11 protein-coding genes are annotated in these 13,547 nt (G+C 71.4%); 2 read left to right on the top strand and 9 right to left on the bottom strand.

What is annotated here, in order from left to right; genetic code table 11:
- Window positions 1-31: 31 nt before the first annotated feature.
- From ACFYZR_RS12665 to ACFYZR_RS12655, 3 genes are all read right to left on the bottom strand, one after another.
- Entirely contained in the window at window positions 32-637 is a 606-nt protein-coding gene (locus tag ACFYZR_RS12665; RefSeq protein ID WP_391908993.1) for a hypothetical protein, read from the bottom strand.
- 198 nt (window positions 638-835) lie between these two features.
- Window positions 836-1,723, bottom strand: coding sequence for a tRNA (adenine-N1)-methyltransferase (locus ACFYZR_RS12660; protein WP_189453755.1), 888 nt, complete (start codon window positions 1,721-1,723; stop codon window positions 836-838).
- Between the two features lie 66 nt (window positions 1,724-1,789).
- A complete protein-coding gene (locus ACFYZR_RS12655; RefSeq protein ID WP_391908990.1) occupies window positions 1,790-3,019 on the bottom strand; it encodes a site-2 protease family protein in 1,230 nt (409 codons plus the stop codon).
- A 125-nt stretch (window positions 3,020-3,144) separates the two neighbouring features.
- Between ACFYZR_RS12655 and ACFYZR_RS12650 the strand changes: the two genes are divergently transcribed.
- Both ACFYZR_RS12650 and ACFYZR_RS12645 read left to right on the top strand, forming a co-directional pair.
- The gene (locus tag ACFYZR_RS12650) at window positions 3,145-4,086 is read left to right on the top strand and encodes a RecB family exonuclease (RefSeq protein ID WP_391908987.1); all 942 of its coding nucleotides are present in this window, start codon (window positions 3,145-3,147) and stop codon (window positions 4,084-4,086) included.
- 15 nt (window positions 4,087-4,101) lie between these two features.
- Window positions 4,102-4,773 (top strand): response regulator transcription factor, encoded by a 672-nt coding sequence (locus ACFYZR_RS12645; protein WP_126913439.1) that lies wholly within the window; start codon window positions 4,102-4,104, stop codon window positions 4,771-4,773.
- A 124-nt stretch (window positions 4,774-4,897) separates the two neighbouring features.
- Here ACFYZR_RS12645 and ACFYZR_RS12640 read toward each other — a convergent pair whose 3' ends face one another.
- From ACFYZR_RS12640 to ACFYZR_RS12615, 6 genes are all read right to left on the bottom strand, one after another.
- Window positions 4,898-6,490, bottom strand: coding sequence for an ABC transporter substrate-binding protein (locus ACFYZR_RS12640; protein WP_391908984.1), 1,593 nt, complete (start codon window positions 6,488-6,490; stop codon window positions 4,898-4,900).
- Window positions 6,491-6,637: 147 nt separating this feature from the next.
- Window positions 6,638-8,230: an ABC transporter substrate-binding protein gene (locus ACFYZR_RS12635; protein ID WP_391908981.1), complete on the bottom strand. Its 1,593-nt coding sequence runs from the start codon at window positions 8,228-8,230 to the stop codon at window positions 6,638-6,640.
- 388 nt (window positions 8,231-8,618) lie between these two features.
- Complete coding sequence (locus ACFYZR_RS12630) at window positions 8,619-9,311, bottom strand: HAD family hydrolase (protein WP_391908979.1); 693 nt, start codon at window positions 9,309-9,311, stop codon at window positions 8,619-8,621.
- A 189-nt stretch (window positions 9,312-9,500) separates the two neighbouring features.
- Window positions 9,501-10,580: a PAC2 family protein gene (locus ACFYZR_RS12625; RefSeq protein ID WP_391908976.1), complete on the bottom strand. Its 1,080-nt coding sequence runs from the start codon at window positions 10,578-10,580 to the stop codon at window positions 9,501-9,503.
- Window positions 10,581-10,724: 144 nt separating this feature from the next.
- The gene (locus ACFYZR_RS12620) at window positions 10,725-11,801 is read right to left on the bottom strand and encodes a glycosyl hydrolase family 18 protein (RefSeq protein ID WP_391908973.1); all 1,077 of its coding nucleotides are present in this window, start codon (window positions 11,799-11,801) and stop codon (window positions 10,725-10,727) included.
- 136 nt (window positions 11,802-11,937) lie between these two features.
- Window positions 11,938-13,545, bottom strand: coding sequence for an FAD-dependent oxidoreductase (locus tag ACFYZR_RS12615; protein ID WP_391908970.1), 1,608 nt, complete (start codon window positions 13,543-13,545; stop codon window positions 11,938-11,940).
- Between the last annotated feature and the right edge of the window lie 2 nt (window positions 13,546-13,547).

Raw genomic sequence — 13,547 nt, 5'->3', positions numbered from 1 at the left:
GGAATAACACCTCGTCACACCAGGTGACGAATCAGGCGCTCCCGGTGACCGGCAGGGCCGTGAGGACGAACTCGCCGTCCTTCCAGTGCCACTTGACCGCCCTGCGCAGATCCGGGCAGCAGCGCGGTACGCCGGCACGGGAGTAGCCGAGCAGAGTGGCCGAAACCGTCCGGCCGGTCGCGTCCAGGCCCGTGACGCTCATCCCCTCCTTGGGGTCCACCAGGGTCGCCACGACCCGGGGCGCCCCGCCCGGGGCGGCCGGGGCCGCGAGGACGTACACCCCGCTGGGCCGGGTGCCCGCCCCGGAGCCGCAGCGCACCTCGACGGCCGTCTCGGGCCGCCCGTCGCCGTCCAGGTCGGAGGTGGCCCGCCGGACCACCTCCGGGTGGAAGGGACCGCAGTCCACCGGGTAGCGCGCCGCGCCCGGGTCGGGGGCGGCGGCAGGCGGGCGCGCCGGTGTCCTCGCGGGGGCCGTGGCCCCGGCCGTGGCGTCGCCGGGGCCGGCCAGGGCGGCGCCCAGGATCACCGCGGCGAGCGCGGCGGCGGTGGCCAGCCAGTGGGCGGGGCGGGACCGGGTGTGCGGGAGCGGGAGGGAACCGGAGGCGTCGGGACGGTCGGGACCTGCCGAGGACTGCACGCGCGCTGACTCCTGCCGAGGGCTGCGGGGACCGGGATCGTCCGCATCGTGCCACACGGCCGTTGAGCCGGTGAACGGCGGGCGGGGCCCTGAGGGTCACCCAACGCACGTGCGCCGCCGCCGAGTTCCGCGGGAGCGGAGCACGGCGGCGGCGCACTGGTGGTTCGTACGGGCGGGTCGGCCCTTGCCGGGGGCGGGTCAGCCCTTGTTGGGGCCCTCGTAGTCCTCGCCGTAGGCGCCCTTGGCGGGGCGGCGGCGGCGCATCGGGGGCTCCACGCCGTCGGCGAGGCGACGGGCGGTGACGAGGAAACCGGTGTGGCCGATCATCCGGTGGTCGGGGCGGACCGCGAGGCCCTCCACGTGCCAGTTGCGGATCATCGACTCCCAGGGCTGCGGCTCGGCGAAGCAGCCGATCTCGCGGATGGACTCCACGGTCCGCGCCAGCTGGGTGGTGGTCGCCACGTAGCAGCAGAGGATGCCGCCGGGGACGAGCGCCTTGGAGACGGCCTCCAGGCACTCCCAAGGGGCGAGCATGTCGAGGATCACGCGGTCGACGTCCGTGTCGGACAGATTGTCCTGGAGGTCGCCGACGGTCAGCTGCCAGGCGGGGTGCGGGCCGCCGAAGTAGCGCTCGACGTTCGCCTTCGCGATCTCGGCGAAGTCCTCGCGGCGCTCGTAGGAGTGCAGCATGCCCTGATCGCCGATGGCGCGCAGCAGGAAGGCGCTGAGCGAGCCGGAGCCCACTCCCGCCTCGACGACGCGCGCGCCGGCGAAGATGTCGGCGAAGGCCAGGATCTGCCCCGCGTCCTTGGGGTAGACCACGGCGGCGCCGCGGGGCATGGACAGGACGTAGTCGGGGAGCAGGGGACGCAGCGCGAGGTACGCGACGTTCCCCGTGGTGCGGACAACACTGCCCTCGGGAGCGCCGATCAGCTCGTCGTGCGGGAAGGAACCCTTGTGGGTGTGGAAATTCTTCCCGGCTTCGAGCGTGAACGTGTAGTGGCGACCCTTGGGGTCGGTGAGCTGGACCTGGTCCCCGACCTGGAAGGGCCCGCGACGGCGGGCGGCACCGGTCGGTTCGGACATGTGACCAGCGTACCGGGCCCGGAAGGGGCCCGGCACCACGGTCCGGGGTCCGCCCCCGGCGGAGCTTCAGTCCGTGGGCCTGGCCATCGCCGCGACGAAGGCGCGCTCCACGTCCGCCGCCGACAGCACTCCGTAGACCTCCCCCGTCTCCTCGACCACCAGGTACTCGGACGCCGGTGTGGCCCGCAGCACCTCCAGGAGCTCCTCGCCCGAGAGGTCGGCGGAGACCCGGGTGCCCTCGGTGAGGTCCTGGGCGAGCGAGCCGGTGGCGACCCAGGGGCGGCGGTGCTCGGGGACGCCGCCGATGGCGGCCTCGCGGACCAGCGCCCTGGGGGCGCCCTGTCCGTCGACGACGACGAGGGCGCGGGCCCCCGCCTCGTTGGCCCGGCGCAGGGCCTCGGACAGGGGCGTCGCGGCCTCGACGGGCACGGCGCGCCGGGTGAGCGTGCGGGCGCGCAGCTCGGGGAGGTGTTCGCGCAGCCGGGCCATGCGGAGGCTGTTCCCGGCGCCGGTCCAGATGATCGCGGCGAGGATCGCGGCCAGCAGGGCGTCGGTGAGGGTGTCCATGCCGCCGAGGTCCTCGGTGTCGCCGCCGTGGGTGAGCAGGGGCAGGCCGACGAGGACGGCGACGGCGAGGGCACGGCCCACCCAGGCGGCGGCCACGGTGCCGGTCATGGGCTTGCCGCTGATCTTCCAGACGACGGCGCGGAGCATCCGGCCGCCGTCGAGCGGCAGGCCGGGGAGCAGGTTGAAGGCGGCGACCAGGAGGTTGGAGATCATCAGTCCGGCGAGGAGCACGCCGGGCACGGTGCCGGGCTCGACGGCGAGCATGGCGAGGTAGAAGACGCCCGCGAGGACCAGGGAGAGCAGCGGGCCGACGAAGGCCAGGACGAATTCGCGGCCGGGGGTCTCGCTCTCCTTCTCGATCTCGGAGACGCCGCCGAAGAACTGGAGCTGGATGCGGCGCACGGGGAGCTTGAAGCGCAGGGCCGCGACGGTGTGGGCGAGCTCGTGGACGAGTACGGAGGCGTAGAAGGCGACGGCGAAGAAGAGGGCGACCAGATAGCGGAGGCCGCCGAGCCCGGGCAGGACGCGGTCGAGCTGGCCGCCGAAGACCCAGGTGATCAGCGCGGCGACGAGGAACCAGCTGGGGGCGACGTAGACGGGCACGCCGAAGGGCCGGCCCATGAGGATCCCGCCGCCCGTCTCCGGCGGGCGCTGCGGCTTGCGGTCCCCGGGCCCGGCCTCGTGGCCGGCGCCTCCCGGGCCGGAATGGCCCTGCCCGCTGTCGTCCACGGTGTCCCCTCGTCCCGTCCGGCCCTGGTCCGGAGCCGGTGTGTTCTCCCGATCATGCAGTGTGATGGGGCCTACCGTCGATGGTATGCGGCCGACTGTCGGTGACGGGCCGTAGGGTCTGTGTCATGGATACCGCCTCCGAGAACCCCGCCGGGCGGGCCGGCGCCGCCCGGCCGGCCTCGCTGTCGCCGTCCCGTGCGGCCGATTTCATGCAGTGCCCGCTGCTCTACCGCTTCCGGGTGATCGACCGGCTGCCGGAGAAGCCCAGCGCGGCGGCCACGCGGGGCACGGTGGTGCACGCGGTGCTTGAGCGGCTGTTCGACGCCCCGGCGGACGAGCGGACGGTGCCCCGGGCCCGGGGGCTGGTGCCGGGCGAGTGGGAACGGCTGCTGGCGGCGAAGCCGGAGCTGGCGGAGCTGTTCCTGCGGGAGGACGGCTCGCACGACGCGGACCGGCTGGGCACGTGGCTGGCGGACGCGGAGCGGCTGGTCGAGCGCTGGTTCACGCTGGAGGACCCGACGCGGCTGGAGCCGGCCGAGCGGGAGCTGTTCGTGGAGACGGTGCTGGCGGACGCCGGGCCGTCGGGCCTGACGCTGCGCGGCATCGTCGACCGGGTGGACGTGACGCCGTCCGGTGATGTGCGGATCGTGGACTACAAGACGGGCAAGGCCCCGGCCCCGCGGTTCCGGGAGACGCCGCTGTTCCAGATGATGTTCTACGCCCTGGTGATCTGGCGGCTGCGCGGGCGGATCCCGCGCCGGCTCCAGCTGGTCTACCTGGGCAGCGGCGATGTGCTGACGTACGACCCGGTTGAGGCGGAGCTGCTGGCGGTGGAGCGCAAGCTGCGCGCCCTGTGGGAGGCGATCTCGCTGGCCACGGAGACGGGCGACTGGCGGCCGCGGCCCACCAAGCTGTGCGGCTGGTGCGACCACCAGGCGGTGTGCCCGGAGTTCGGCGGCACTCCCCCGCCGTATCCGCTGCCCGTCGTCCCGGCCCCGCGGGCGGCGGAGGGCGATGGTCCCGCTGCCCCGGCGGACGGCGCTCAGGGCAGAATGGACGAGGTCTAACGAAGGAGTGTTCCTGTGGCGATCCGCGTCCTATTGGTCGACGACCAGCCGCTGCTGCGCACCGGCTTCCGCATGATCCTGGAGGCCGAGCAGGACCTCGCGGTCGTCGGGGAGGCCGGGGACGGCCTGCAGGCGCTGGAGCAGGTGCGGGCGCTCCAGCCCGACGTGGTGCTGATGGACATCCGGATGCCCCGTATGGACGGTGTCGAGGCCACCCGGCAGATCACCGGCCCGGAGCGGAACGGCCCGGCGAAGGTGCTGGTGCTGACCACGTTCGATCTCGACGAGTACGTGGTGGAGGCGCTGCGGGCGGGGGCCAGTGGCTTCCTGCTGAAGGACGCGCCCGCCCATGAGCTCGTCCAGGCGATCCGGGTGGTGGCGGGCGGTGAGGCCATGCTGGCGCCGAGCATCACGCGCCGGCTGCTGGACAAGTACGCCGGGCATCTGCCGTCGGGCGAGGAGCCGTTGCCGGACACCCTCCACACGCTGACGGACCGCGAGGTGGAGGTCCTGAAGCTGGTGGCCCGGGGGCTGTCCAACGCGGAGATCGCCGCGGATCTGTTCGTCAGCGAGACGACGGTCAAGACGCATGTGGGTCATGTACTGACGAAGCTGGGCCTGCGCGACCGGGTGCAGGCCGCGGTCTACGCCTACGAGAGCGGTCTGGTGCGCCCCGGCGCCCAGTGAGCGCGGCGCCCGGCCGGTGGGTGTACGGCCGGTGGGACATACGGGAGCGCCCCGGTGCACGAGAGGATCGTGCGCCGGGGCGCTTCGTTTCGGCGCGGGGCCGGGGTTTCGGCGTGGGGCCGGGTCAGCTCTTGCCGCCCTTGCTGATCTCCCAGAAACGGAAGACGGTCGAGGAGTCGAGGGTCCACTGGAGACCGGAGATCCGCTCGTTGGCGACGGCGTACTGCTTGCCCTGCCACAGCGGGAGGACGGGGACGTCCTGGGCCACGGCGTTCTGGAGCTTGGTGAAGTCGCTGACGGTCGCCGCGCGGCTGCCCTGGGCGGCGGTGGCCGGCAGGATGCCGGCGATGTCCTTCGACTGGTAGTTGTTGGCGAGGACGTTGTCCTCGCCGAAGAACGGCGCGGTGAAGTTGTCGGGGTCCGGGTAGTCGGGGATCCAGCCCTTGACGTAGACGCCGTACTTGCCGGCCGCGATGTCCTTCTCGTACTGCTCGAAGGGCACGCTCTGGACGTCCGCCTCGAACATTCCGCTGGCGTTCAGCTGGTTGGCGATCTCCTTGAACTCGGCCACGGTGCCCGGGCCGTAACGGACCGGGGTGGCCCACAGGGTGATCTTCACCTTGCCGCTGACGCCCGCGGAGGCCAGGGCCACCTTGGCCTTCTCGGGCTGCGGGCGGTCGCCGTAGACGTCGAAGAACGGCGTCTTGTGGCCGGTGATGCCGCTGGGGACGACCGAGTACAGCGGCTCGGCGGTGCGCTTGTAGACGTCGCGGACGAGGGCGCTGCGGTCGATGAGGTAGGCGATGGCCTTGCGCACGCCGACCTTGCCGACCACCGGGTCCTTGGTGTTGAAGACGAGGTGCTGGACCTCGGCGCTGTTGCCCTCGACGACCTTGACCGCGCCCTTCTCGCCGGAGGTGGCCTCGAGGTCGGCGAGGTCCTTCATGGCGAGGCCTCGGTAGGCGAGGTCGACGTCGCCCTTCTGGACGGCGGTCTTCAGCTCGTCCTGCTCACCGTGGAAGAACTTGAGGGTCATGCCGCTGTTCTGGACGACGGCGGGGCCCTTGTAGGAGCTGTTGACCTTGAAGACGGCCTTGGACTTGTCGTAGGAGTCCAGCTTGTAGACACCGGAGCCCACGGCCTTGCCGTCGGTGCGGAGCTTGTCCGCCGGGTACTCCTTGTGGTCGACGATCGAGCCGGCGCCGGAGGCTATCTTCAGCGGGAAGGTGGCGTCGGGGCGCTTGAGCTGGAAGACCACGGTCGATTTGTCCGGCGTCTTGATCTCCTTGATGGAGGAGAGCATCGAGGCCGCCGGACCGTCCTTGTCGTTGATCTTCAGCGTGCGGCGGAAGGAGAAGGCGACGTCCTCGGAGGTGAGGTCGTCACCGTTGCTGAACTTCAGCCCGTCCTGGAGATCGCACTGGTAGACGGTGCTGTTCTCGTCCTTGAACTTGCAGCTCTTGGCGGCGTCCGGCTCGGGCGTGGTGCCGCCCTTGGGGAAGCTCATCAGCGACTGGAAGACGTTGTTGAAGAGCAGCCAGGTACCGGGGTCGTAACCGGAGGCCGGGTCGGTGGTGGTCACCTCGTCCGACATCCCCATGACCACCGACTCCCCGGTGCCGGCCGCCTTGCCGTCGTCCGAACCGCACCCGCTGAGCAGGGCGGCGGCAAGCCCCGCGCCAAGCGGGGCGGCGAGCCACTGGTCACGTTTCCTCACGTGCGCATTCCTCACAGTTCTTGGTTCGCTGACGGGATGTCTTGAGCTGTAACGCGTTCTGTGGAGCAGATGAAGCAGGTGGAGCTGGTGAAACAGGTGGTGCGATGGAGCTGTCGGTGATCCGGTGAGGCCGTCCGGTGCCCGGCGTTACACGCGCCCGAGCTCCCACGGCTGGAGTTCGGCCGCCGCGTTGAGGGCCCACTCCGCGCCGGTGATCTTGTCCCCGGCCGCGACGTACTGCTTGCCCTGCCACAGCGGGAGCACCGGGACGTCGTCGGCGACGATGTCCTGGGCCTGCTGGAAGAACCGCGCGGCCGCGTCACGCTGCGAGGACAGCCGGGACTGCGGGATCAGCTCGTTGATGATCTTCGGGTTCTTGTAGGGAGACCCGAGGAAGTTGTCCTTGCCCACGAACGGGTCGACGAAGTTGTCCGGGTCCGGGAAGTCGGGGAACCAGCCGATGCCGTAGACGGCGTACTTGCCCTTGGCGGCCTCGGGGCGGAAGTCCGCCCACTTCACGCCCTGGAGCTTGACGTCGAACAGGCCGCTGTTGTTGAGCTGCTTCTGGAGCGACTTGAAGGACTTCTCGGTGGCCTCGCCGTAGTGGTCCGTGGCGTAGGTCAGGACGAGCGGCACCGCCGAGGTGACGTTGGCGCCGCGCAGGATGGCCTTGGCCTTCTCCACGCTGGGCTCGCCGTACTTGTTGGAGAAGGAGTTCTGGTGGCCGGCGACGCCGGTGGGCACGATCGAGTACAGCGGCTCGTTCGTGCGGCGGTAGTCGTCGCGGGTCAGCGCCTGGCGGTCGACGAGCTGGGCCACGGCCTGGCGGACGGCCTTGTTCTTGACCGTCGAGTCCTCGGTGTTGAAGGCCAGGAAGCTGGTCTCGGCGCCGGGGGACTCGTGCAGCCGGACACCCTTGTCGGTGGCGCCGCGCAGCCGGTCGATCTGCTCGGGCAGCAGGGCCCGGTTGATCACATCGATGTCGCCGTTCTTGAGCGCCTTCTCCATCGACGCGGAGTCGTCGAAGAAGCGCATCTCGACCTTGTCGTTCTGCAGCTGCAGCGGACCCTGGTAGTCGTTGTTCCGCGTGAAGGTGACCTTGGTGACGCGGTCGTCCTTGACCTCGGTCTTGATGGCGTACGGGCCCGAGCCGACCACCTTGAAGCCGTCGTCCAGCTTGTCCTTGGCGTAGGACTCGCTGTCGACGATGGCCGCGGCGGGGGTGGCGATCTTCTGCGGGAAGGTGGCGTCCGGCGTCTTGAGGTGGAAGACGACCTCGAGCTCGCTGGGGGTCTCGACCTTGTCGATGTTGCTCAGCAGGGAGACCGGGCCGTTCTCGAAGTTGATCGCCCGGGCGCGGTCGACGGAGAACTTGACGTCCTCGGCGGTGAGCGCGTGCCCGTTGGTGAACTTCAGGCCCTTGCGCAGCGTGCAGCGGAACTGCTCGTTGTTGCGGTCCCCGAAGGAGCACTTCTCGGCCGCGTCGGCGACCGGCCCGGCGCCGGAGCGCGGCAGGCGCAGCAGCGTCTGGAAGCCGCTGTGGAGGACGTTCCACACGCCGACGTCGTACGCGGCGGCCGGGTCGAAGGGCGCGGGCGCGTCGGTGGTCTGCTCGAACCGGTCGGTGGTGCCGATGACGATGGCCTTGTTCCCGCCGGATCCCGCGCTCCCGCCGCAGGCGACGAGTACGGGTGCCAGCAGGCCTGCCACGGTGGGCAGGACCAACGTCTTGCGGTTCATTGTCTGGGGTTCTCCCTGTGGTGCGTTCGGTTGCCCGGACCCTACCGATACCGGATGGGCGGTCATACGGGCAGCCGTGAAGTTCTCGCGAAGAGATTAGTGCGCATGGCCGGTGCCGCCGGAACAGGATGAACTCGAGGCGATATCACACCGCGATAACGAAAGACGGATGTCCGATATCCGGACGCCGGAACGATTCCGGCACGGGATGATCTATCCGGACACAAGGGTGCGCTTCAGCCCGCACGGAAGCCCTTCCCGGGGCATACGGAACCCCTCGGAGGGTCCCGGTCCGGTGACCAACGTCACTTCCGGATCGACTTCGGCGGCCGGGGGAATTCGGCCAGCGCATTCGTCACGGAAAACAATCGTTCAAGCGCCCAGAGTTTCAGAGCTTGATCAATCCGCGCAGAAAAGAGAGATCCACTTCTTCCAGGGAGCCCACGACCGTACGGCCCGCGGCGGCCGGGATCGGCGCCACCGAGGGCACCGCCACCACCCGGCAGCCCGCCGCCTCGGCGGCGGTCACGCCCGTCATGGTGTCCTCCACCACTGCGCAGCGCGCCGGGTCGGCCCCCAGCCGCGCGGCGGCCAGCAGATACGGGTCCGGGTGCGGCTTGGTGCGTGCCAGCTCGTCGCCGGCGACGGTCAGGGTGAAGTGCTCCGGGCCCAGGCTGTGGAGCACCCGGTCGATGATCTCCCGGTGGGAGGCCGAGACCAGGGCCGTCGGCACCCGGTGGGCGGCCAGCTCGGCGAGCAGCCGCCGGGCGCCCGGCATCAGCGGCACGCCCTGCCCGATCATCTGGGAGAAGCGGGTGTTCAGCAGCGCGGTGAGCTCGGCGAGGGCGATCTTCGCACCCGTCGCCTTGATCAGGAAGGAGGCGCTGCGCGCCATCGGGCCGCCGACCACCACCTCGCGCCACTCCTCCAGCAGCTGGTGGCCGAGCTCGGCGAAGACCGCCGTCTCCACCTCCCACCAGAAGCCCTCGGTGTCGACCAGCGTGCCGTCCATGTCGAGCAGGACCGCCTGCAGGGCCGATGCCGCCGAACGCGTGTCGACCGCGGGAACGCTGCTGGTCATCCGCACACCTCCTGGGGGGACGAGAAGGCCGGCCCCCCACCCTCCTCGGGTGGCGAACCGGCCTTCACCGGGCAGACAAGTGTACGGCGGATCATTACGGCGCGTCGCGTCAATAACCCGCGAATTCCTCCGTCGGCCGGGCCTCACGGGCCCGGGAGCGGGTGGCGCGCCCCGCCGGGCCCCGGGGCCTCAGCCGTCGCCCTCCACGCCGTCGGTGCCCTCCTCGGGGGCCCCGGCGGCGCCGCCCTCCTCGTCCTTGGCGGAGTCCTTGGCGGAGTCCTTGGCCGGATCCATGGCGGAGTCCTTGGCCGAGGGGCGCGGCGGCCGGGTCCGGCCGCTGGCGGTGTCACGGAGGTACGAGGCGTCCCGGCCGCCCTCGGTGAGCCCCGGCTCGGCGGCGACCCCGCCCGGCTGGCCGGGCCCCGGCTGGCCGTCGCGGCGCCGCAGATAGCGCTCGAACTCCCGGGCGATGGCCTCTCCGGAGGCCTCCGGCAGATCGGCGGTGTCCCGCGCCTCCTCCAGGGACTGGACGTACTCGGCGACCTCGCTGTCCTCGGCCGCCAGCTGGTCGACGCCCAGCTGCCAGGCGCGGGCGTCCTCCGGCAGCTCGCCCTGCGGCACCCGCAGGTCGATCAGGTCCTCCAGGCGGTTGAGGAGCGCCAGGGTGGCCTTGGGGTTGGGCGGCTGGGAGACGTAGTGCGGCACGGCCGCCCAGAGGCTGACCGCGGGGACGCCCGCGTGGGCGCACGCCTCCTGCAGGACGCCGACGATCCCGGTCGGGCCCTCGTAGCGGGACTCCTCCAGATCCATGGTGCGGGCCAGGTCCGGGTCGGAGGTGACCCCGCTGACCGGCACCGGCCGGGTGTGCGGGGTGTCGCCGAGCAGCGAGCCCAGGATCACCACCATCTCCACGCCCAGTTCGTGGGCGAAGCCCAGGAGCTCGTTGCAGAAGGACCGCCAGCGCATGCTGGGCTCGATGCCGCGCACCAGCACGAGGTCGCGCGGGGCGCCACCGGAGGCGCGCACCACGGACAGCCGCGTGGTCGGCCAGGTGATCTTGCGGATGCCCCCGTCCAGCCAGATCGTGGGCCGGTTGACCTGGAAGTCGTAGTAGTCCTCGGCGTCGAGCGCGGCGAAGACCTCGCCCTTCCACTCCCGGTCGAGGTGCGCCACCGCGCTGGATGCGGCGTCACCGGCGTCGTTCCAGCCCTCGAAGGCACAGATCATGACCGGGTCGATCAGCTCGGGAACCCCCTCAAGCTCGATCACCCAGCGCCTCCTTCCGACCGGGGTCCACGGGCACCGCCCGTGCCACCACCGGTTGCCGTTCCGTGCAGTTGCGTTCGTCTTGCGTGTGCCCCAAGCCTACGACTTCGGTGGCCCCCCTTCGCAGCCCCCGAGGGGGAGGGACTTTCAGCCACGTGCGCCCCATCCGGCCCGGTAGGCGTGCCAGTCGGCGTCGGTGGCCGCGAAGTCCACGTACAGCGCCAGCCCGAAGTTCCGCCGGTGCAGGTCCTCGCGGCCGAGCCCCAGCCGGACGCCGCGCACGGCGGCCGCGGCGGTCTCGGCCCGGCTCTGATGGCCCAGGTTGTCCGTGTGGTAGAAGGGCACGCCCATCAGCAGGTCCGTGCCGGTAGGAGTGGCCTGGAGGGCGAGCCTGGTCTGCTGGGCGACATAGCCGCCGTAGAGGTTCTCCCAGGGCAGCGCGGTGTCGTAGGACATGACGGCGATCTGGTCCACCCTGCGGGCGACATCGCCGAAATAGCTCTGTGTCCACCATTTGGGGCTGCCGAACGCGCCCGACGCGGAGTGCATGGAGGGCAGCGGGTCGATCTGCTGGGCGGCGACGGACAGCGGTCCGCCCTCCGAACGCACCGCCGGGCGCAGGGAGTCCAGCAGCTTGAGGAAGTCGCGGTCGCCGGTGCGCACGGGTTCGACGTCCAGGTGGACGCCCTGGAATCCGGCCCGCATCACCTGCCGGGCGCTGGCGACGACGGCGTCGCGGGCGGCCGGCGAACCCAGCCACAGGCCGCCGCCCTCGCCCTTGCGGACCAGCTTGTTCCCCAGCCACGCCTGGACGCGGACGCCGGGCAGTTCCCGGTGGACGGCGTTCAGCAGCCGGCCGGCGTTGCGGTACGCCGAGGCGGGCAGGGTGCCGTCGTGCTCCAGCGGTCCGGCGTGGACGTACAGGTCGTGGATGCCGGTGCCGGCGACCTTCCGGCGGAGCCGGGCGAGGTCGGCGTCGCCCTTGCGGCCGTCGAGCCAGGCGTGGCCGAGCCAGAGGGCGTCCTTGCCCCGGGTGACGGCGTCGTCGGCGGGCGCCCCGGCGTACGAGGCGCGCAGCGCGCTGCCGGCCGCGACGACCGGTACGAGGACGAGCAGGGCCAGCCCCAGCGCCACCCGTACGGCGACGCGGCGCCAGCGCGGCCCGCGGCGCGCGGTGGTCTTCTTCGTGGCCGGCGCGGCCTGTTCCGTCGTTGCCCTGTTCATGGCGTTCGTCCCCCTCTTCCCTCCGGGGGACGTGCCGGGGGCGGGCATCGGTTGCCCGGTTCCGCGCGTTTGTGCGGAAAACGCGGGAACGGGGAGCGGTGCCGGGCACCGCTCCCCGTTCCGGGGCGTGTTCGCGTCAGCGCTTGTCGCTGAGCATGTCCTTGACCTTGGCGCGGACGTCCTCGTTGTCGAGGCCGCGGATGGTCAGGGTGGTGCGGCGGCGCAGCACGTCGTCGACCGTCTCGGCCCACTCGTGGTCGCGGGCGTAGGCGACCTGGGCCCAGATCTCCGGGCCGTCCTCGTGGATCCGCTCGCCGAGCTCGGGGTTCTCGTTGACCATGCGGGCGATGTCGAAGGACAGCGAGCCGTAGTGGGTAGCGAGGTGACGGGCGGTCAGCGGGTCCATGCGGCTGCCGGGCTCGCGGTCCACGAGCAGGCGGTGGGCGACCGCGTTGGGGTTGGCGACACCCGGCAGCGGGGTGCGGCGGACCAGGCTGGAGACGGGCTCCATGTCCTCGGTCAGCGGGCTGCCCGGGACCTTGGCCAGCTTGGCCATGACCGTACGGCCGATGTGGCGGTAGGTGGTCCACTTGCCGCCGGCGACGGAGAGCATGCCGCCCTTGCCCTCGGAGACGACCGTCTCGCGCTTGGCCTGGGCCACGTCGCCCGGGCCGCCGGGCAGCACGCGCAGGCCGGCGAAGGCGTAGGTCATCAGGTCGCGGTCGAGGTCGGCGTCCTGGATGGAGAACGCGGCCTCGTCGAGGATCTGCTGGATGTCCTCCTCGGTGGCGCGCACGTCCGCCGGGTCGCCCTCGTACTGGGTGTCGGTGGTGCCCAGCAGCAGCTGGTCCTCCCACGGCAGGGCGAAGGTGATGCGGTACTTGTCGATCGGGGTGGCCATGGCGGCCTTCCACGGCGACTTGCGCTTCATCACGATGTGCGCGCCCTTGGAGAGGCGGATCGACGGCGCGGCGCCCTTGTCTTCCAGCTTCCGCAGGTGGTCCACCCACGGGCCGGTGGCGTTGAGGACGACGCGCGCGTCGATGCCGAACTCCGTGCCGTCGACACGGTCCTTGAGCTCAGCGCCGGTCACCTTGCCGTGGGTGAAGCGCAAGGCCTTGACCTCGGCGTGGTTGAGGACGACCGCGCCGGACTCGACGGCCGCGCGGACCGTCATGACGGCGACGCGGGAGTCGTTCATCTGGTGGTCGTAGTAGACCGCCACGGCCTTGAGGTTGTCCGTGCGCAGACCGGGGTTGTCGGCCTTGGCCTTGGCCGGGGTGATGACCTTGCCGACGCCGTCGCCGAAGGCGGACAGCGCCGAGTAGGCGAACACACCGGCGCCGAGCTTGGCCGCGCCCACCGGGCCGCCCTTGTAGACGGGCAGGTAGAAGGTGAGCGGGTTGACCAGGTGCGGGGCCACGTCCTTGGCCAGCACCCGGCGCTCGTGGTGGTTCTCCGCGACGAGCTTGACCGCGCCGGTCTGGAGGTAGCGCAGACCGCCGTGGACGAGCTTGGAGGACGCGGAGGAGGTGGCGCCGGCGAAGTCGCCGGCGTCCACCATCGCGACCCGCAGTCCGGACTGCGCGGCGTGCCAGGCCACCGAGGTGCCCAGGATGCCGCCACCGATCACCAGGAGGTCGTACGTCGCCTTGGACAGTCTCTCCCGGGTCTCGGCTCGGCCCGGATTGGCACCGGCAGCCGGGTGCGTTCCCAGGGTCGGAACGCTCTGCGGGGTTGTCATGA

Source organism: Streptomyces sp. NPDC001678 (genome assembly GCF_042892945.1).
Lineage (GTDB): Bacteria > Actinomycetota > Actinomycetes > Streptomycetales > Streptomycetaceae > Streptomyces.
Note: the sequence above shows the minus strand (reverse complement) of the source record. Positions and strands in the feature narration are given on the sequence as shown.